This window comes from Butyricicoccus sp. Marseille-Q5471 (genome assembly GCF_951230135.1).
Classification (GTDB): domain Bacteria; phylum Bacillota; class Clostridia; order Oscillospirales; family Butyricicoccaceae; genus Agathobaculum.
This window is the reverse complement of record NZ_CATNVC010000002.1, coordinates 359,896-378,288: the sequence shown is the minus strand read 5'-3', so window position 1 is coordinate 378,288 and position 18,393 is coordinate 359,896. Positions and strand designations below refer to the sequence as shown.

The window sequence follows — 18,393 nt, the reverse complement described above, 5'->3', positions numbered from 1 at the left end:
CGATGAAACTCGCCGAATTCTGCCTGAAACACCGCGTAACGACCATTATGGCCTATGTCATGGTTGTTATCTTCGGTGTGATGGGCTTTTCTTCGCTGCCGCTGGCGCTGATGCCCAACATTGAGATGCCGATGGCGGTCGTTTACGCGACCTATTCGGGCGCAGGCCCGGAGGAAGTCGAAAACATGGTTACGCGCACGCTGGAATCCGCCTGCGCCCGCGTGGCCGGCATGGAAGAACTGCAGTCAACCTCGTCCGAGGGCATGAGCATGGTCATGGTATCCTTTGCCGACGGCACGGATATGGACGAAGCGCTCGTTTCCCTGCGCGAGAAAATCGATCAGGTGAAGAGCTATTTGCCAGATGACGCGTCCGCCCCCACCGTTATGTCCATTGACGTGGACGCGATGCCTGTGCTACAGGTCGGCCTGCGCGGCGCGGATCTGGCGCAGCTTCAGACCATCGCTGAGGACACTATTTCACCCGCGCTCGAGCGAATCGACGGCGTGGCCTCGGTTGATATCATGGGTGGCTATGAGACGGAGGTCGCCATTGACACCTACGCCGACCGTCTGGCCGGCTATAACCTTTCGGTTTCTTATGTTGCACAGATTCTGGGCGCGGAGAATATCGCGCTGCCGGCCGGCAATGTGTCGAACGGCACCAAGACGCTGACCGCACGCACCGACGGTGAATTTTCTTCGCTTGACGACATCAAGAACACGCTCATTCCGCTGCCCGCGGGCGGCTCGGTGCGTCTGGGCGAAATTGCGAATGTGCGCCTGCAGCCTGCGGAACAGACGGAAATCGCTAAAATCGGCACGCAGGAATGCATTGTGCTGTCGGTCAATAAGCAGTCGGATGTCAACACGGTGCAGGTGGCGAATAAGGTTAACGCGGCACTCGACACGCTCAAGCAGGATAACCCGACACTCGATACCCTTGTGGTTTTCGACCAGTCGGAGCAGATTAATATGACCGTTCAGTCGGTCATTCAGAACATCCTGCTCGGCGTGCTGCTTGCGGCGGTCGTGCTGTTTGCGTTCCTGCGCGATCCGGGCGCTACCGGTGTTATTTCGGTGGCAATGCCGGTCTGTATCATCGCGGTGTTCCTTGTCATGAAGGCGCTCAATATTACGATGAACATCATGTCGCTCGGCGGCCTTGCGATGGGCGTCGGCATGATCGTCGACAACTCAATCGTCGTGCTTGAAAATATCTTCCGATACCGGTCGGACGGCTGTGAACGTTGGCAGTCCTGTGTGGAGGGCACGGCCGAGGTTGCACTGTCCATTTCCGCCTCGACGCTGACGACCATCGCCGTATTTTTGCCGATCGGCCTGTCGGGCGGCATTGTCGGCATGATGTTCAAGGAGTTTTCGCTGACGATTTCGGCGCTGCTGCTCGCGTCTCTGCTGATTGCGCTGACGCTCGTTCCGCTGCTGAGTTATATGCTGCTCGACCGCAACGAAAAGAAACACCGGCTTTCCGCCAATCCGCACGGCGATATTGCGGATCGCCCCATCATGCGCAAGTATAAGAAGGGGTTGGAGTATTTCATTACACACCGCAAGGTTGCGATGCTGACAACACTGGGACTGATTGTCCTGTTTACCGCATCGATTGCAACCGCGGGCGTGGAGATGATTCCGTCGATGGACCAAGGGATGGTACAGGTCACGATTGGTACGCCGGTCGGTGCAGAGATGGAGGAAAAGGCGGCTTTTGCCGACCGTGTAACCGATATTGCGGTTGAAACCATTCCGGAGATTGAGAGTCTGTATTACACCACCGGGTCGTCGTCAAGCATGATGAGCTCGGCGGGCACGACCAGTGTCAGCATCAATCTTGTGCCCGGCAAGGAGCGCGACCGCTCATCCGAGGAGATTGCAGATCAGCTGCGCAAGAATTTAAATAATGTTGCGGGCTGCGAGATTTCGGTATCGTCGACTGGTTCGATGGATATGTCGTCCATGACGGGCAGTGCGATTTCGGTCACGCTGACCGGTAACGACTATGAGGAGCTGACCGATACGGGCAACCGTCTGGTTCGCAGCCTGAGCGAAATCCCCGATGCAATCGAAGTGAAAAGCTCGGCTTCGGAGGAAGTGCCGCAGGTCAACATCACGCTCAACCGCGAAAACGCCTCCCGCTTCGGACTGACGGCGGCGACCATCGGTCAGGCCGTGCGCGGTCAGCTGGCCGGCACGACTGCGACCACGCTGAAAATGAAGGGCGAGGAAATTACGGTATCCGTAAAGGGCGACGCGCGGATTGCGCAGAGTCTGGACGCGCTGCGCACTGTGTCCATTCCGATCCAGGCGGGCGGCTCGGTGCCGCTCGAATTGGTGGCAAACGTGGGCACCGAGCTTGCGCCGCAGACCATCGCGCGCAAGAATCAGACGCGCACCATCACCATCACGGGCGACAGCATTTCGGGTGATGCGACCGCGATGGCTGCATCTGTGCAGCAGGTGCTGGCCGACTTTGAACTGCCGGACGGTGTCAGCTTCGATCAGGGCGGCGAAATGGAGGAGATGATTGAATCCTTCAAGACGCTCGGTTATGCGCTGATTGTGTCCATCGGCCTGATTTACTTCGTACTGGCCAGCCAGTTTGAGAGCTTTGTCATGCCGATCATCATCATGATGATTCTGCCGGTCGGACTGATTGGTTCGTTGTTCGGCCTGCCGATTACGGGCAACAAGATTTCCATTATCGCCTTCATCGGCGTCATCATGCTTGCGGGTACCATCGTTAACTCGGCCATTGTGCTGATTGACTATATCAACACCCGCCGCGGACGCGGAGAGGATAAGAACACCGCGATTTTGAACGCCTGTCCGCGCCGTGTGCGTCCGGTGCTGATGACCACGCTGACCACCGTGCTCGGTCTGCTGCCAATGGCGCTGTCCAACGGTGAGGGTGCGGAGATGATGCGCCCGATGGCCATTGTTATGATTACCGGCATGATTATTGCGACCATTGTCACACTGGTGTTCACCCCGGTTTACTACTCGCTGGTGGACAGTATGATTGAGCGCTTTAAAAACCGAAAAAATAAACCGAAGAAGGAAAGAAAACAAAAGCGTAAGGAAAAAATCAAAGAATAGTGTCAGTTTCCTCCGAAAACCTGCCGTTGATTTTTTGTTCAAAATACGGTATGATATGGTGTACGCAGACCTATGCGCCAAAGGAGGCAAGGAAAAATGAGAAAAATTCTGGCTTTGATGGCGGCGTTCGCATTGGTTTTGGGTGGCTGCGGCAAGGAAGTAACCAGCGTTGCGGAACCGGAAACCGTGAAAGAACCTCCCGTCAACCCACAGAGTGAAGTGCTCGCGCAGGCCGAAGAGGCCGGACTCCTGGATTCGGACAAGGAAAAAGCGCTGACTGCGCAGGACGCCGCCGCGCGTGTGACCGAGTCTCTTGACCAGAATCAGTACACAGCGGAACTGACAGACATACAGCTGCAGGTCGGCGGCGATGAAAAGTCCATGCATGATTTTTACGTATTTGAAGTGAAGGATACGGCAGGCGGTTCGATTGGCCAAGTGGCGGTCGACAAGGAAACCGGCGAGAAATATAACTATCAGGGCGAGGGCATTCTCGATGATTATTCGAGCTTCCCGCTCTATGATCCTGCGGTAGATGCAGTATGTGATTGGGCCGGCAGCTACAAAGGTCCGGCAGGGATCACGCTCGATGTGCTGCAAGGGGACGAGAGCTCGTTTGAATTCACCTTTTCCGACGAAACGACAGGCAATGCCCGCATTTCGGGCAATACCGCGAAGTCGGAGGACGGTACACTGAACTTTTTGTTTTCTGACGGTGTGATTACCGTCGCAGGAGGTACGGTGACCGGCAATTACACGCTGGCAGCCGCGGAAAAAGAATAACAAAAAAACGCGAGGCATTTGCCTCGCGTTTTTTATGCTTTATTCGCCTGCGTTTTCACCGAGCAGCTCGGTCACATCGACTGCTGCGCCTGCGCGCTGTGCAGTTACGTGTACATGTGCGCCTTGTGCGGATTCTGCCGGGATGGTCTCGGCACAGGTGCCCAGTGTTTCGCCTGCATCCACGGACTGACCGGCTTCCACACGAATGACATCCAGACCGCTGTACGAAGTGGTCAGATCGGCATCGTGAGAAATGGTGACGGTCTTGCCGTATAGCGCGTCATCTGTCACATCGGTTACCGTGCCGTTAGTCAGCGCCAGTACGGGTTCGCCGGCTTCTGCAGCAAAGTCGGTGCCGGTGTGCACGCGCCAGTCCCCAAAGGTCGGCTGGAACAGCAGTTCGTCACCCGAGAAGGGCGTGATGATTGCTCCGCTGGTCGGACGCACGTAAACCGGGGCGGCTACCGTCTGAGCCGGCGCGGCTGCGGGTGTCTCAACAGGCGTCTCGACCGGTGCGCTTGTGGGCGCCGACGGCTCCGTATCCTCGGCCGAGACCGGGGTGTCGGACGTCAGATCGGGCAGAGCCTCGGTCGGCGCAATGATAGGGGTGGATACGCCGATATCCGTCTTGGTTTCGTTACCGGACATGGTTGAGAAAATCACCCATGCCGATGCGGCAATAATCAGGCCGCACAGTGCCAAAATTGTATAAAAGCCACGTGTGGATAGGGTTGCCGCATGCTTCGATTCATAATTTTTCATGTACTTCTACCTCCGTGTCGATAGTATCACCACGGAGGATTTGGTTTATACAACAGATAACGTTGCACCTTTATAATAATGGGTTAAAATTTCGTCATATTTCGACCCTTGCTCGGCCATGTATTTTGCGCCGTACTGGGAGAGACCGACGCCGTGTCCATAACCGATTGTGTGGAAGGTCAGACTGTCATCGGTTGTGGTAATGGTAAAATTGGTCGAGTTGAGTCCGAACAGCTCGCGCACAGCGGTTCCTTCCACGGTCACGCCGCCAAGCTTTACGGTTTCAATGCCGCCTGCATCCGAACGGGTCGACGCTTTAAACCACGTGTCCGGTGTGCCGGAAACATCTGCGGTCGGGAAGGTTTTGCTAACCTTTTCGCGGAATTCATCCACAGTGAGTTTGACCGCACGCTCGTACTGTTCGCAGGCCGAGCCGCCGGGACTTACCACGCTCTGCAGATAGGGAATGTCACCGCCCCAGACATCGGCTGCCGATTCGGTGCGCGGTCCGCTGGCGCAATGGAACACTGCCGCTATTGCGTCTCCATCATAGGTCATAATTTGACCGGCTGTGTCTTGTACAGCCTGCTCCACGCGCGATAAATCGCCGCCGGCCGCTGTCTCAACCGCCACATCGCGGTAAGCTGCGCAGTGATGAAAATCATCGCACACATCGGCATCAGGATGTTGATCGGGTCGGCCGCGGTCAATTTTATATACCGCATAAGTACGTGCCGCAACTGCCTGCGCGCGAATTGCCTCCGGCGGAAAATCATTTGAGATTTCGGCCGCTACAACCCCTTCTACGTAGGTTTCGAGCGGCATCTCGGTCGGCTTGCCGTCAATGTCAACGGTGATGACTGAGTGATCCGGCTTTTGGGTTTCGGCAGATGCCTCATCGGTGCTGTTGCCGTCGGAGGTGGAATGATCGACAGGCACGGCATCGGGCATGGTCAGATCTTCAAAATCAATCGCAAGTGAACTTCCGTCGCCAAGCAGATAGTAGGCGGCAGGCAGAAGATACAGCGCGGCCACCAGAACCAGACCAATGATAAAAAATTTGCGCATGGGCGCCGCCTCCTTTCCTGTTTAGTGTATGTGGACAGGACTCCTTTCAGACCACCTTATCTAGAAAATGCTTGACATGTCGCACTAGATATTGTATTATGAAAAACATAAGAAGTCGAACAAATGTTCGATAAAATGCTTGGGAGGAATTCGGATGACCATGTGTGATATGGCACGAAAAATTTGAAGAATAGCGGGAAAAGGGCCTCGCAGACGCTTTGCAGGGTGCGGTCTGCATAGTTTTACCTCTTTTTCACAAACTGATGCAGAAGCAGCCATAGCGCAAAAAAACCTGCCAAAACGGCAGGTTTTTCCATTTAAACAAAAAAGAACGCGACATTAGGCCGCGCTATTGCACAGCCCCATCGCGTGCTTTCTCTCGATAGTTAACCCAGTAACATGGGTGGTTCTGGGGAATGAAAAGATTATAGCACTATATCTTGTGGAGAGACAAGGTTAAAATGATATAAAAATCGGCTTAACAAATTATTCACAATTGTGCAGTTCGACAGGAAACGGCACAGTTCTGCGTGATGCCCGCCAAGATGTTTGAAAAAGGCATAAAATCAAGGAAAAATCCTTTACAAACAAGCTTTGCTGTGGTAATATATATGTGCTTCGCCCCGCGCTTAGTTAAAGGAGTAACAGGGCATGTTCCTATCGTGCCGCTTCACCGCGCCTTGACCCGGCGTGCGGGTAAGAAATTTATTTTTGAAAGGTGAAACATCACTATGATCCGTAAGGAAGACAAGACTGCCGTTATCGAGGCAAACCGCACCCACGCGACCGACACCGGTTCTCCGGAAGTTCAGATCGCCATCCTGACTGCTCGCATCCAGGAGCTCACCGAGCACCTGAAGATTCACAAGAAGGACAACCACTCTCGCCGCGGCCTGCTCAAGATGGTCGGTCAGCGCCGTTCGATGCTGGCTTACCTTCAGAAGAAGGACATCGAGCGCTACCGTGCTCTGATTGCCAAGCTCGGCATTCGTAAGTAAGTTTTCAAAGTTATAGGGGAGCAATCTGCTCCCCTGTTTCTGTATTGTCATGGAAGGCGGCGGCCGCGCTTTTTAGCAGTTGAAGGAGAAACGAAGCCTATTTTCGCTTCCGCTTCAAGTGCTAAAAGAGCCATGCACCGCCCTCCGCAAGAAGTATAAGGAGGACAAACATGAGCAACATCAACCATTTTGCATTCAAAGACCAACGCGTGTTTGAAACCGAGTACGCCGGCCGCACGCTGACCGTCGAAACCGGCAAGCTGGCACAGCTGGCCAACGGCTCCTGCCTGGTGCGTTACGGCGAGACCGCTGTGCTCGTCACCGCGACCGCGTCGGCAAAGCCCCGCGACGGCATTGACTTTTTCCCGCTTTCCGTCGATCTGGAGGAGCGCCTCTACTCGGTAGGCCGCATCCCCGGCTCGTTCATGCGCCGCGAAGGCCGCCCGTCGGAAAAGGCGATTCTGGCTTCCCGTCAGATTGACCGTCCCATGCGTCCGCTGTTCCCGAAGGATCTGCGCAACGATGTTTCCATCGTCTGCACCGTGCTCGAGAACGACTATGACAACTCTCCCGAAATCGTTTCGCTGATTGGCGCGTCCATCGCGGTTTCGATTTCCGATATTCCGTTTGACTACGTGGTCGGCGGCTGTCAGGTTGGCATTGTTGATGGCAAGGTCGTCATCAACCCCAACATGGAGCAGCGTCAGGCTTCCGAAATGGACGTTACCCTGTGCGCCACCAAGGACAAGATCGTCATGATCGAAGCCGGCGCCAAGGAAGTACCTGAGGACGTGATGTTTAACGCGCTGATGGAAGCACACGAGGAGATCAAGAAGCTCTGCGCCTTCATTCAGGACATCAAGAGCGAAATCGGCAAGCCGAAGTTCGACTATGAGCACCACGACATCGACCACGACCTGTTCGACAAGCTCGAGGCAGCTGTGAACGATCAGTTCGAGGTTGCTATGGATACCGACGACAAGACCGTCCGCGACGCGGGCGTGCGTAAGATTGTCGATGCGTTTGAAGCGACCCTTGACGACGAGTACAAGACGGAGCACGGCGCAAACCTCAGTGAGTGCGTAGATAAGCTGCAGAAGAAGATTGTTCGCCGCTGGCTGGCCTCCGGCAAGCGCGTAGACGGCCGCGGTATGGAAGAAGTCCGCCCGCTGGCTGCTGAAGTCGGCCTGCTGCCCCGCGTACACGGTTCCGGTCTGTTCACCCGCGGTCAGACGCAGGTGCTGACGCTCTGCACACTCGGCACGCTGGGCGATGCGCAGGAGCTGGATACCATCTTCGAAGAGAAGGAAAAGCGTTATATCCATCACTACAACTTCCCGTCCTTCTCGGTCGGCGAGACCCGTCCGTCGCGCGGCCCCGGCCGCCGCGAAATTGGCCACGGTGCGCTGGCTGAGCGTGCGCTGCTGCCGGTCATCCCGTCGGTTGAGGAGTTCCCGTATGCGCTGCGTCTGGTGTCCGAGGTTGTTTCCTCGAACGGCTCGACCTCGCAGGGTTCGGTCTGCGGTTCGACCCTCGCACTGATGGACGCAGGCGTTCCGCTGAAGGCGCCGGTTGCGGGTATTTCCTGCGGCCTGATCACCGACGGCGGTCAGGAGACCACCTTCACCGATATTCAGGGTGTTGAGGACTTCTATGGCGACATGGACTTCAAGGTTGCCGGCACAAAGAAGGGCATCACCGCCATTCAGGTAGACATCAAGGTCGACGGCCTGACCCCGACCATCATTGAGGATGCGTTTGAGAAGTGCCGCGTTGCACGTTACGGCATTCTCGACGAGGTCATGCTCAAGGCCATTCCGGAGCCCCGTTCGGATGTATCCGACTGGGCACCCAAGATGACCACGATGAAGATCAATCCGGACAAGATCCGTGAGGTTATCGGCAAGGGCGGCTCTGTGATCCAGGGCATCGTTGCCGAGTCCGGCGCAAAGGTCGACATCAATGATGACGGCGTAATCACCATCGCTGCCATCAAGGCAACCGATGCGGACAAGGCTCGCAAGATGATTGAAGCAATCGTCAAGGAACCGGAAGCCGGCGAGATTTACTACGGCAAGGTAGTTCGCCTGATGGCCTTCGGCGCATTTGTCAACCTGCTGCCCGGCAAGGACGGTATGGTGCACATTTCCAAGATGGCTGACCACCGCATTGAAAAGGTGGAGGACGCTGTCAAGGAAGGCGATATGGTTTGGGTCAAGGTCATGGAGATCGACGACAAGGGCCGTGTCAACCTGTCCATGAAGGACGTTAAGGACGAAGAGAAGGTTCTGTAAGTTTATTAAAAAGCGCCGTGTCTCAGACACGGCGCTTTTTTTAGCTTTCGGAGGGTAATCGGGAAAGCTTGGTGAGAACCGGCAGGGTCAGTACGAGCGAGAGTGCAAAGGCAAGCATATCGGAGATGGGCTGACAGAGCTGCACGCCGAACAAACCGCATATTTGGGGCAGGATAAGTGCAAGCGGAATAAAAAACAACCCCTGCCGCGCCGCCGCAACCACGCTGGCGCGAACGGTCATTGCAATGTTCTGCAGCAGCATGTTGCACAGAATGACCCACCCGAGCAGCGGGAAGGATAGGCATTGCAGGCGCAGCGTCCGCGTGCCGATTTCGATTACCGCCGCATCCTCCGCGCGGAACAGAGTGATAAGATGGGGTGCAAAAATCCACCCGAGCACGCTGAGCAGGAGCAGCACGCCGGTCGACACTTTGACGCAGAACCAAAAGCCGCGTACAACACGCTCATACCGCTTTGCACCGTAGTTGAAGCCGCACACGGGCTGAAAGCCCTGTCCGAAGCCGATGAGCGCAGAGGACGCAAACTGCGTCACGCGGGTGACGATGCTCATCGCGGCGATGGCCGCGTCGCCGAAGGGGCGTGCCGCCGTGTTCAGGCAGGTGACGGCAATTGAGGCCAGGCCCTGCCGGCAGAGGCTCGGTACGCCGCCGCTCGAAAGCGCCAAATACCGCTTGACGCTGGGTGAGAACAGGCGCGCCCGAATTTGGATGCCGCCCGAGCGTCTGACGCCGAGCAGCAGCAGAAAAAAGCTGACAAGCTGGCTGAGGATGGTTGCGATTGCCGCACCCGAAATGCCCAGCTTGAACCCGAAGATAAACAGCGGGTCGAGCACAATGTTCAGCAGGCCGCCCGAGACAAGGCCGACCATCGCATAGGTCGCGTTGCCTTGCAGTCGAAGCTGGTTGTTGAGCACAAGTGCGGCCGTCATATATGGTGCGCCGATTAGAATAATGCGCATGTAGTCAAGGGCGAAGGGAAAAATGGTCTCCGTCGCACCAAGCAGGCGGCACAACGGGTTTTGAAAAAGCAGCCCAACCAGAAGAATGAGCAGTCCCGCGCCGAGCGCTGAGAAAAACCCGGTCGCCGCCATGCGTTCGGCTTCTTCACGGTGCTGTGCGCCGAGCTGACGGGAAATATAGTTGCCCGACCCCTGACCGAAAAAGAACCCGATTGCCTGAATGAAGGCCATCAGCGGGAAAATCACGCCGACCGCACCGGTTGCGCTTGTACCAAGCTTGCCGACGAAGAAGGTGTCCGCCATGTTGTAAATTGAGGTAATCAGCATGCTGATGATGGTAGGCACCGCCATTTTGCAAATCAGTGGCTCGACCGGTGCTTCGGTCATTTGAATGAATTTTTGGCGCTGCGCATCGCTATCCATAGGGGGTCACCTCGAATCGTTGAATTTCCTCGCACAGACGGTCGATCATGCAGGCGAAGCTGTCATCGGACGCAGCAGACATCGGTTTTCGGAAAAAGCCTGCCGCTTCGAGTGAGACATAACCGTGCAGCGCACTGCGAATCATGCGTGACAAGTGCGTCTGCTCGTCGTACGATAAGTTGTAGGGCGTCAAAACCTCGCGAAACAGCATCATAAACTGATTTTTCAGCGCAATCAGCCGGGTTTCCTCAAACTGCGGCAGCCACAGCATCGCTTTGTACAGTTCGGGGTGCTCGTGGGCAAAGGCACGGTAGGCGAAAGCAAGCGCTCGGAGGGCATCTGCCCCCTCTTTGCCGCGCATGGTCTCCATCAGTGCCGCAATCAGCCGGTCGAGTGCGCGCTCCGCGAGTCGAGCGTTCAGCTCGGGAAGTCCCTGCAGATGATTGTAAAGCGAAGCGGTCTTAACGCCGAGCGCATCTGCCAGTTCGCGCAGCGTGACGCTTTCCAAACCGTGCAGCTCGGCCAGCCGCGCCGCTGTATCGACAATAGACTCTCTGCTGAGTCCCTTCTTGGCCATATCTATCCCTCCAAACTAACGACATTAGTTTATGGATTCAGCATACCCCTCCCAAAGCGCCTTGTCAAGCGTGAGGACAGGGGGCGAAACTTTTTTAAATTCCGGTGCAAGGATTTTGCGTGCGTAATCGTATTGTAGGTGAAGCGACGTTGCTCCAAAGGAGATGAACCAATGAAACAATTTGACAGGGCAGAGGCCGAGCGGTTGGTAAGCACCTATTCCGACCTTATTTTGCGCCTGAGCTATACCTATCTGAAAAACACGCATGACGCGCAGGACATCTGCCAGACCGTGTTCCTCAAGCTGCTGACTGGCGAAACATCGTTTGACAGCGCGGCGCACGAGAAGGCGTGGGTGATTCGCACAACGGCGAACGCCTGCAAGGATTTGCTGCGCAACGTGTTCCGTTCGCGCACGGTTGGGTTGGAGGCGGTTGCCGAGGTGTCTGCGCCGGAGCGGGGCGACAGCGCGGTGCTGGACGCAGTCATGGTGCTGCCGCAGAAATACCGGGAAGCGGTTTATCTGCATTATTATGAAGGCTATGCCATCCGCGAGATTGCCGGTATGCTCGGACGGTCGGAGGCGGCGGTTACCACACATTTGGCGCGCGGCAGAGACAAGCTGCGCAAAGCGCTGGGAGGCGAACTGTATGAACAGGGAATATAACGATAAAATGAGCGAGCTGCGTTTTACCGACGAGCAGAAACGTGAAATGACAGACTGCCTGATGGCTGCGCAGCACAAAGGCCGCGTGCGCCGGCCGCTACCGCGGTTGGCGGCGGTTGGCGTGGCCGCAGCGTTGGTGCTGTCAATCGGGGCGGGCGCGGCGGTCGTTTATAACAAGCTGGCAAGCGAGTCGTTCGCAGGGGTATTCGGTACGGCACACACCGAGATTGTCGATAAAATCGGCCGTCCGGTCGGCGCAAGTGCAACCGATAACGGTGTGACCGTCACAGCGGACGCGATTATCGGGGATAAATACAGCTACGCGATCACGTATACGATCACGAAAGATGATGGCACAACGTTTGACCTTCAGGGCAATGAATACGGCTATCTCCCGGTACGGTTTGAAAAGCAGGATACAGACATCCGCTATCAGGGCGGTATGCACGGCTCCTCCTTCTTCATTGACGAGAATCCAAGCGACAATGAAATCCAGTTTGTTGAGATGCGTACCGCTGATAAGGCGCTGAAGGCGGGAACGGCAAAAGCCAGTTTTGAAAATTTGTATTTTGACAGCGGAGAGCAAAGCTACTTGCTGGCCGAGGGCAAATGGAACTTCCGATTTGACTTCGATTTTGAGGATACGTCGGTCGGCCTGCCTGCCGGTCAGATACTTGATCTGAATGATATGCGCGCGACGGTGGATGAAGTTACGCTTTCCCCGATCGGCATACAGGTGAATTACACAGTTGACAGCGCGGTGGAGTGGGAGGACGCGCCCTCCGGACGAGAAAGTGCCTACAACAGTGCGCAGAGCAAGCGGTATTTTGAGGATGTGAAGATTGTTTTGACCAAAACGGATGGTTCAATGCTTGATCTTTCCAATTTGGGCGGTGGCATGGAGCCCAAAAACGGAAAAACTTACTGCCAGAAGGGCGGGCTATTCGATGAGATTATTCCGCTGAACGAGGTCGCGAGCCTGACGATAGGTGGGATCGAGATTCCGCTTTCATAAACCATAACAAAAAGGGCGTATCGCTGACGATACGCCCTTTTGCTATGTAACGGATTGGACCGATTCGGTTACGCGCGGCCTTCGAACATATGCAGCACACGATTTCGCAGTGCGGCAGCGGCGGCGCGCGGGTCGTCTGCCTTCATAATCGCGGACACGACGGCGATGCCTGCAATGGGGCTGTCGGCCAGCACATCCATGTTTTCGGCGTTCAGTCCGCCAATTGCAACGACCGGGATAGGCACGGAATTGCAGATTTCGTCAAGCGTCGATACTGAGGTGATTTTGGTGGTCACATGCGTGGTTGTCGGGTAAATCGCGCCTGTTCCAAGATAATCGGCGCCTTGTGTATAGGCTTGCTGTGCGGCTTCGAGCGTTTTGGTGGTTGCGCCGACAATTTTATTCGGGCCGAGCAGCGCACGGGCGACCGAAACCGGTAAATCGGTTGCGCCGACATGCACGCCGGCGGCGTCGCACGCGAGTGCAACGTCGATGCGGTCGTCAATGATGAGCGGAATGCCGTGGCGGTCGGTGACCTCCTTGACGCGCAGCGCCAGGTCGAGATACGCGCGCCCGCCGCCGTCCTTTTCGCGCAGCTGAACCAAGGTTGCACCGCCGGCACAAGCTTCGTCTACCGCGTGCAGCAGCGTGTCGATGGTGTGGTAGCTGCTGTCGGTAATGAGGTATAGCGTAGGATCAAAATGCATCGTGTGATACTCCTTCAATGTCAAAGCGTGATGGTGAGCAGTTCGGTTTGGGTTTCGAGTGCGCCGAGCGTTGTGCCGTCAGGCGCGAAGGCGGCAGAGTGGCCGATAAAAACACCTTCCGCCGATTGGGAAACGCCGAGCACGGTCATTTGATTTTCGATTGCGCGGGCGGCAAGCAGCGTGCGCCAGTGCAGCACCTTGTTTGCACCGCACATCCAACCGGCAGGCACGAAGAGGGTCTCTGCGCCCAACGCGCGTTGCTCGGCGGCAAGGGCAGGGAAGCGCAGTTCAAAGCAGGTAATCAGACCCAACCGTCCCACGGGGGTATCAATCGGCTGAAACGGCCGGTTGCCCGGACGGCATTCCTCGGACTCGCGGCAGCCGAATGCGTCAAACAGCTTGACCTTGCGGTGAAATCCGGCAAGCTCGCCCTCATCGTTCAGCACAACGACGGTGTTGAACGGCCGCGTGTCGCTGCTGCGCTCAAACATGCCTGCACAAATCCAAAGTCCGTGTGCGCGGGCAATGGCAGATAGCGCGGTGCAGAACGACCCATCAAGGGACTCGGCCGCCGCGGAAAATGCGGCAGGCTTGTCCGAAACGGTATAAAACATGCTGTATTCCGGCAGTAGCAGTATCGATGCACCTGCTTGAACGGCTGATTCTGAAAACTTTTGAATGATATCCAGATTTTGCGCCTTATCGGCAGTTGCGCCGAACTGCGCAAGTGACAGCCGCATCATTGCCAACCCTTACAGGCATCCACCCAGCAGGTGAAGCCGGAAAAACGTTCCAGCTCTGATATGGTCAGCTCAATCGCAGAATGTGCGGAGCCGGCGGCGGGAAAAACGGTCTCAAATCTGCGAAGTGATTCATCGAGAAAGACTGCAACGTCCTCATTTACGCCGAATGGGCAGACACCGCCTACCGCGTGCCCGATTGCCTCTTCCACTTGACCGAGCGGCAGCATTTTGGCCTTGCAGCCGAATTGCGCTTTGAATTTGGCGTTATCAACCTTTGCGTCGCCCGCGGCGACAATCAGAATTACACCGTCATCGGTCTGAAAAGACAGGGTTTTGGCGATACGCGCAGGCTCGCAGCCGACCGCTTTCGCGGCTAGTTCAACGGTTGCTGACGATGCAGAAAATTCCAGCACGCGTTCAGCCGCACCAAACTGGGACAGGTGCTTTTTGGCTTTTTCTATGGACATATTGTTTGCCTCCGGTGGTTAACATTTAGTTAGCGTCGTCGGTGCCGTCAATCAGCTGTTCACACAGACGGCGCATGTAGGTGGAAATTTCGGACAGGATGAGACAGAGCGCGAGCCGCTCATCCGAGTCGGGCGAATCGCCGGGCAGATGCTCAAGCAGCAGCGGCGGAATCAGGTCGCGCATTTGTTCCTTGGCGCGCAGCAGCCGGGCATAGCAGGCTTCAAAATCCACATCGCTGCGGCCGGTCAGCGCCTTTACGTCGCTCAGCGCCAGCGTTTGCTTGAGATGGTAGACACACAGCAGCTGCATGATATGCTGCCGCGTATATTTTTTGCCCTTGACCGGCATGAGCAGACCTTCCTTGGAATAGTTGTGCACCATGGTCTTGGTCAGCAGCTTATCCTCGGGTGTGCGCTTGTTATCGGTCAGCGCTTCGTCGAACAGCGCAAGAACCTGATCCATATACAGTTCAAGCCGGGGCACATCGTTGGGATGGATGTCCGCATCGGAAAAAACCTCCTCGAGGAGGGTATGGAGCGTTGGCATGCATTCACCTCGTTTCCCAAACATTATAAACCATAAGCGGATGGCACGCAAGCGGGTGGACAGCACAAACAAAGCGTGTTATACTGATAAGCAATGAGCAACTGCAGTAAAAGAGGGAGAGTCATGAAAGCAAAGTTACGCAAATTGGTGTGCACGGCACTCTGCGGCGCGATGATGGCTGTGGGACTGTCGGCACAGGCCGCGGGTACGCAGCTGCCGATTTTAATGTATCACGATATTACGACCGATCCGTCTAAGACCAACAGCATGACGGTCACGGATGAACGCTTTCGACTGGATATGGAATTTTTACAGCAGTTTGGCTATACGGCCGTGCTGCCTGCCGATCTGATCGCCATCCAGCAGGGGCAGGCGGCAATGCCAGAAAAACCGGTAATGATTACGTTTGACGATGGATATCGTTCCAACTACACCATGGCGTATCCGGTGCTGCAGCAAAATAATCTGAAGGCCGCGATTGCGGTCGTTGCGATTAATATCCAGAACGAAAATTATACCACCGCTGACCGTCATATCCTGACATGGACAGAACTGCGCGAAATGTCCGAGAGCGGCGTGGTGGAGGTCGGTCTGCATACCTACAACCTGCACAATCCGCAGTACACCGGCAATACCTCACCCAACGGGATTGACGGCGTGCAGCGCCTGAACGGCGAGAGCCGGAGCGCGTACAATGCCCGTGTGGGCAGCGATTTGACCATTGGCCTTTCGCTGATTCGGCAGTATATCGGAGTGGATACGGTCAATTATTTTTCCTATCCGTTTGGCGCATATGACAGTTGGATGCCGCCGCTGCTGTCGCAGAACGGTGTGCGCGTGAGCACGCTGACTAACCCGGGCGTAGCCAATATTGCAAATGGGCTGAACCGTCTGCCGCGATATCGAATTGAAATGAAGCAGCCACTTTCGTCGCTGCTGCGGCAGCGCGAAAATGCGGTTCCTTCGCTTGCGGCAGTCAGTGTCAACGGCGCGGTAGAAAAGCTGCCGGCTTATAACATCGGCGGCAGTAACTACGTTCGTGTGCGTGATGTGGCAAAGCTGCTGACCGGTGCGGCCGGAGGGTTTGATGTGCAGTGGAATCAGGAACAAAACCGCGTGGAGCTGACTTCGTTTAAGGCCTACACGCCGCTCGGAACCGAGTACGCGGCCATTCCGGGAGATACCAAGAATGTGCAGTCAATCGTCGAGCCAACCGTGGCAGATGGGGAAACGCATATGGTTGCCGCGTTCAATATCGGCGGCAATACCTTCTATAAGCTGCGAAGTCTGGGCGATTTGTGCGGCTTTCGTGTGGACTGGAATGAAAGCACGCAGACGGTAGAAATTACAGCATAATTGAGAGAAAAATCATTTTGATGCACCTGCTTTTTGGCAGGTGTATTTTTTTATCGGCAAGGCAACAATAAATTTACATTTGAGGTATTGCATTTTTAGAGGAATGTAGTATTATAGTAGATACAAAGTAGTTTTGAAAACCATATTGAAAGTCCGAGGAGGAGTCGCTATGCCGCATGCGTTTTTAAAAGCCAGAGAACCCTTTTCCAGTTATTCGCATTTTGTCGGCGCGGTGTTGTCGGGTTTCGGCCTGTTGCTGATGCTGACCCGTCTGCTGTTTGACAGCGATGTATCCGGGCAGATGGCTGCGGCCGCAGTGGTATTTTGCCTGTCGCTGATTGCACTGTATTCAGCGAGCAGCGTGTACCATTTTTCAGGCAAAGGCGGCGTCATCCTAAAACGGCTGAAAAAATTGGACCACAGCATGATTTATGTGCTGATTGCGGGAAGTTATACACCGATTGTACTGGGATTTATGCCCGCGCCGAGATCCTATGCCTTTATCGGCGTGATTTGGCTGATTGCACTGGCCGGTATTGCCATCAAGCTGCTGTGGATTGATGCGCCCCGCTTTTTGGGAACGAGCCTGTATCTGCTGCTCGGATGGGCGATTGCGTTTGACTTCAGCGTGGTGCTGTCCATGCCGGCGCCTGCGATTGCGCTGCTGACGGCGGGGGGAATCTTTTATACCATCGGAGGCATTATTTACATTTTGAAAAAGCCGAACCTCGGCCCGCTGGTTGGTTTCCACGAGCTGTTTCATCTGTTCGTCATTGCGGGCAGTGTTTGTCACTACCTGATGGTGTTTCTTTACGTGTTATAAAACGAAAAACCCGCTTCGGCGGGTTTTTCGTCGTCTTGCTGAGAAAGAAAAGTGTGAAACCGATTACAATACAGCGATGTGCACAAGGGAAATGGGAAGCTATTTCATATATCAACAATGAAAGAGAAATCCAAACGAACAAACTGAGCATATCGACCAATAGATATTCCATTTTCAAGAAAATTTAAAAAAATCAATCGACATTGTTCACAAAAATTCGATTTTGCGCTTGCGTGCCGGGGTTGGCCGTGATAGAATAACGCAAAAGATTGGGATAATGGTACCGTAAATCGGTATCACATAGGAATGGGTTTACTAAGAATATTTAAAGGAAGTGTACCAGATTATGAGTTCCGCGCTCAAGACAAAACCGGATCTTACGATTCATGCCGACAGTGACGAGGGTTGGAGCCTTTGGCGTACTGTGGATGCAGAGAATACAGCAGAGTATGTCATCGCATCCAATGAAAAAACGGAACAGGCTATCCGTATCATCAAGCAATCCATGATCGCCCTGCTGGAAGGAATGTCAGTCGGTGTGATTCTGGGCGACGGAGAAGGCGAAGGCCGTCTGGCGCAAACCGTTATGAAACGAATGAGCCATCTGTGGTCGGACTGCCGCATGATTAACCGCGCATCCGGCTCGTTGCTCGTCGCTCTTTTTGACGATGAGAGCCATGATGAAATTATCGATCAGCTCATTGAGATTGCAATACACCAGAACAAAGCAGGGATTCGCTTTGTCGGCTATTGCGACAAGGTGCTGCCCGAAGTGCGTTTTGCCAACCTGATGGCAGACGAGGGCGGCGCTGATTTGGAACTGCATTATGTGAATGCAGGACGGATGATGCTGCGCATGCACATGAACACAGACGCTATGACCGACGGCGATGTGTGGGAACGTGTGAGCGGCGTGTGGAGCGGCATGTCGGCCAGCTAAACCGAGCAGAAAAAACGTTTTTGCCCCAGGATAAGGGCAAAAGCGTTTTTTTACTTTTTTTCGGGGAATACTTGACAAGAGCCTTTTGTGTGACTATAATCTTAATTAAGAAATATTCCTATTTAAGAAGGG

At 55.0% G+C, this 18,393-nt stretch carries 17 protein-coding genes; 9 read left to right on the top strand and 8 right to left on the bottom strand.

Annotated elements, in window-relative coordinates; genetic code table 11:
* The first annotated feature begins 2 nt into the window (after positions 1-2).
* Both QOX26_RS04355 and QOX26_RS04350 read left to right on the top strand, forming a co-directional pair.
* Positions 3-3,113, top strand: coding sequence for an efflux RND transporter permease subunit (locus QOX26_RS04355; RefSeq protein ID WP_283673664.1), 3,111 nt, complete (start codon positions 3-5; stop codon positions 3,111-3,113).
* Between the two features lie 96 nt (positions 3,114-3,209).
* Positions 3,210-3,896 carry a hypothetical protein gene (locus tag QOX26_RS04350; RefSeq protein ID WP_283673663.1) on the top strand — a complete coding sequence of 229 codons (687 nt, stop codon included), beginning with the start codon at positions 3,210-3,212 and terminating at the stop codon, positions 3,894-3,896.
* Positions 3,897-3,935: 39 nt separating this feature from the next.
* Here QOX26_RS04350 and QOX26_RS04345 read toward each other — a convergent pair whose 3' ends face one another.
* Together QOX26_RS04345 and spoIID are read right to left on the bottom strand one after the other, a co-directional pair.
* A complete protein-coding gene (locus tag QOX26_RS04345; protein ID WP_283673661.1) occupies positions 3,936-4,658 on the bottom strand; it encodes a M23 family metallopeptidase in 723 nt (240 codons plus the stop codon).
* Between the two features lie 45 nt (positions 4,659-4,703).
* A complete protein-coding gene (gene spoIID, locus QOX26_RS04340) occupies positions 4,704-5,726 on the bottom strand; it encodes a stage II sporulation protein D (RefSeq protein ID WP_283673660.1) in 1,023 nt (340 codons plus the stop codon).
* 731 nt (positions 5,727-6,457) lie between these two features.
* Here spoIID and rpsO point away from each other — a divergent pair.
* Together rpsO and QOX26_RS04330 are read left to right on the top strand one after the other, a co-directional pair.
* Entirely contained in the window at positions 6,458-6,724 is a 267-nt protein-coding gene (gene rpsO / locus QOX26_RS04335) for a 30S ribosomal protein S15 (RefSeq protein WP_283673659.1), read from the top strand.
* Positions 6,725-6,894: 170 nt separating this feature from the next.
* Entirely contained in the window at positions 6,895-9,018 is a 2,124-nt protein-coding gene (locus QOX26_RS04330; protein ID WP_283673658.1) for a polyribonucleotide nucleotidyltransferase, read from the top strand.
* 40 nt (positions 9,019-9,058) lie between these two features.
* On the opposite strand, the gene QOX26_RS04325 is transcribed toward QOX26_RS04330, so the two are convergent.
* Positions 9,059-10,420, bottom strand: a complete 1,362-nt coding sequence (locus QOX26_RS04325) for an MATE family efflux transporter (protein WP_283673657.1) — start codon at positions 10,418-10,420, stop codon at positions 9,059-9,061.
* On the bottom strand, positions 10,413-10,997 hold the full coding sequence (locus tag QOX26_RS04320) for a TetR/AcrR family transcriptional regulator (RefSeq protein ID WP_283673656.1): 585 nt from the start codon (positions 10,995-10,997) through the stop codon (positions 10,413-10,415). Before QOX26_RS04320 ends, QOX26_RS04325 begins: the two co-directional genes overlap by 8 nt.
* 171 nt (positions 10,998-11,168) lie before the next feature.
* Between QOX26_RS04320 and QOX26_RS04315 the strand changes: the two genes are divergently transcribed.
* Positions 11,169-11,663, top strand: coding sequence for an RNA polymerase sigma factor (locus QOX26_RS04315; RefSeq protein WP_283673654.1), 495 nt, complete (start codon positions 11,169-11,171; stop codon positions 11,661-11,663).
* Complete coding sequence (locus tag QOX26_RS04310) at positions 11,647-12,678, top strand: DUF4179 domain-containing protein (RefSeq protein WP_283673653.1); 1,032 nt, start codon at positions 11,647-11,649, stop codon at positions 12,676-12,678. Before QOX26_RS04315 ends, QOX26_RS04310 begins: the two co-directional genes overlap by 17 nt.
* Positions 12,679-12,746: 68 nt before the next feature.
* Here the strand turns inward: QOX26_RS04310 and thiE are convergent, their stop codons facing one another.
* The 4 genes from thiE to QOX26_RS04290 are packed head-to-tail and all read right to left on the bottom strand — an operon-like array spanning position 12,747 to position 15,142.
* The gene (thiE, locus tag QOX26_RS04305) at positions 12,747-13,385 is read right to left on the bottom strand and encodes a thiamine phosphate synthase (protein ID WP_283673652.1); all 639 of its coding nucleotides are present in this window, start codon (positions 13,383-13,385) and stop codon (positions 12,747-12,749) included.
* A 20-nt stretch (positions 13,386-13,405) separates the two neighbouring features.
* Positions 13,406-14,128, bottom strand: coding sequence for a nitrilase-related carbon-nitrogen hydrolase (locus QOX26_RS04300; protein WP_283673714.1), 723 nt, complete (start codon positions 14,126-14,128; stop codon positions 13,406-13,408).
* Positions 14,125-14,595 (bottom strand): YbaK/EbsC family protein, encoded by a 471-nt coding sequence (locus QOX26_RS04295; protein WP_283673651.1) that lies wholly within the window; start codon positions 14,593-14,595, stop codon positions 14,125-14,127. Before QOX26_RS04295 ends, QOX26_RS04300 begins: the two co-directional genes overlap by 4 nt.
* 25 nt (positions 14,596-14,620) lie before the next feature.
* Positions 14,621-15,142 (bottom strand): DUF1836 domain-containing protein, encoded by a 522-nt coding sequence (locus QOX26_RS04290; protein WP_283673650.1) that lies wholly within the window; start codon positions 15,140-15,142, stop codon positions 14,621-14,623.
* Between the two features lie 123 nt (positions 15,143-15,265).
* On the opposite strand from QOX26_RS04290, the gene QOX26_RS04285 reads away from it, so the two are divergent.
* The 3 genes from QOX26_RS04285 to QOX26_RS04275 all read left to right on the top strand — a co-directional run bounded on the left by QOX26_RS04285 (position 15,266) and on the right by QOX26_RS04275 (position 18,261).
* Positions 15,266-16,498 (top strand): polysaccharide deacetylase family protein, encoded by a 1,233-nt coding sequence (locus QOX26_RS04285; RefSeq protein ID WP_283673649.1) that lies wholly within the window; start codon positions 15,266-15,268, stop codon positions 16,496-16,498.
* A gap of 169 nt (positions 16,499-16,667) precedes the next feature.
* Positions 16,668-17,321 (top strand): PAQR family membrane homeostasis protein TrhA, encoded by a 654-nt coding sequence (trhA, locus tag QOX26_RS04280; RefSeq protein ID WP_283673648.1) that lies wholly within the window; start codon positions 16,668-16,670, stop codon positions 17,319-17,321.
* A gap of 346 nt (positions 17,322-17,667) precedes the next feature.
* Positions 17,668-18,261, top strand: coding sequence for a hypothetical protein (locus tag QOX26_RS04275; protein ID WP_283673647.1), 594 nt, complete (start codon positions 17,668-17,670; stop codon positions 18,259-18,261).
* The last annotated feature ends 132 nt before the right edge of the window (positions 18,262-18,393 follow it).

Excerpts from the sequence above, each read along its gene's own strand:
- QOX26_RS04330 (WP_283673658.1), top strand. The coding sequence starts at position 6,895 with ATGAGCAACATCAACCATTTTGCATTCAAAGACCAACGCGTGTTTGAA.
- QOX26_RS04275 (WP_283673647.1), top strand. The coding sequence starts at position 17,668 with ATGAGTTCCGCGCTCAAGACAAAACCGGATCTTACGATTCATGCCGAC.
- QOX26_RS04300 (WP_283673714.1), bottom strand. The coding sequence starts at position 14,128 with ATGATGCGGCTGTCACTTGCGCAGTTCGGCGCAACTGCCGATAAGGCG.
- QOX26_RS04310 (WP_283673653.1), top strand. The coding sequence starts at position 11,647 with ATGAACAGGGAATATAACGATAAAATGAGCGAGCTGCGTTTTACCGAC.
- QOX26_RS04295 (WP_283673651.1), bottom strand. The coding sequence starts at position 14,595 with ATGTCCATAGAAAAAGCCAAAAAGCACCTGTCCCAGTTTGGTGCGGCT.
- QOX26_RS04315 (WP_283673654.1), top strand. The coding sequence starts at position 11,169 with ATGAAACAATTTGACAGGGCAGAGGCCGAGCGGTTGGTAAGCACCTAT.
- thiE (WP_283673652.1), bottom strand. The coding sequence starts at position 13,385 with ATGCATTTTGATCCTACGCTATACCTCATTACCGACAGCAGCTACCAC.
- QOX26_RS04350 (WP_283673663.1), top strand. The coding sequence starts at position 3,210 with ATGAGAAAAATTCTGGCTTTGATGGCGGCGTTCGCATTGGTTTTGGGT.
- rpsO (WP_283673659.1), top strand. The coding sequence starts at position 6,458 with ATGATCCGTAAGGAAGACAAGACTGCCGTTATCGAGGCAAACCGCACC.
- QOX26_RS04345 (WP_283673661.1), bottom strand. The coding sequence starts at position 4,658 with ATGAAAAATTATGAATCGAAGCATGCGGCAACCCTATCCACACGTGGC.
- QOX26_RS04285 (WP_283673649.1), top strand. The coding sequence starts at position 15,266 with ATGAAAGCAAAGTTACGCAAATTGGTGTGCACGGCACTCTGCGGCGCG.
- spoIID (WP_283673660.1), bottom strand. The coding sequence starts at position 5,726 with ATGCGCAAATTTTTTATCATTGGTCTGGTTCTGGTGGCCGCGCTGTAT.
- QOX26_RS04355 (WP_283673664.1), top strand. The coding sequence starts at position 3 with ATGAAACTCGCCGAATTCTGCCTGAAACACCGCGTAACGACCATTATG.
- QOX26_RS04290 (WP_283673650.1), bottom strand. The coding sequence starts at position 15,142 with ATGCCAACGCTCCATACCCTCCTCGAGGAGGTTTTTTCCGATGCGGAC.
- QOX26_RS04320 (WP_283673656.1), bottom strand. The coding sequence starts at position 10,997 with ATGGCCAAGAAGGGACTCAGCAGAGAGTCTATTGTCGATACAGCGGCG.
- trhA (WP_283673648.1), top strand. The coding sequence starts at position 16,668 with ATGCCGCATGCGTTTTTAAAAGCCAGAGAACCCTTTTCCAGTTATTCG.
- QOX26_RS04325 (WP_283673657.1), bottom strand. The coding sequence starts at position 10,420 with ATGGATAGCGATGCGCAGCGCCAAAAATTCATTCAAATGACCGAAGCA.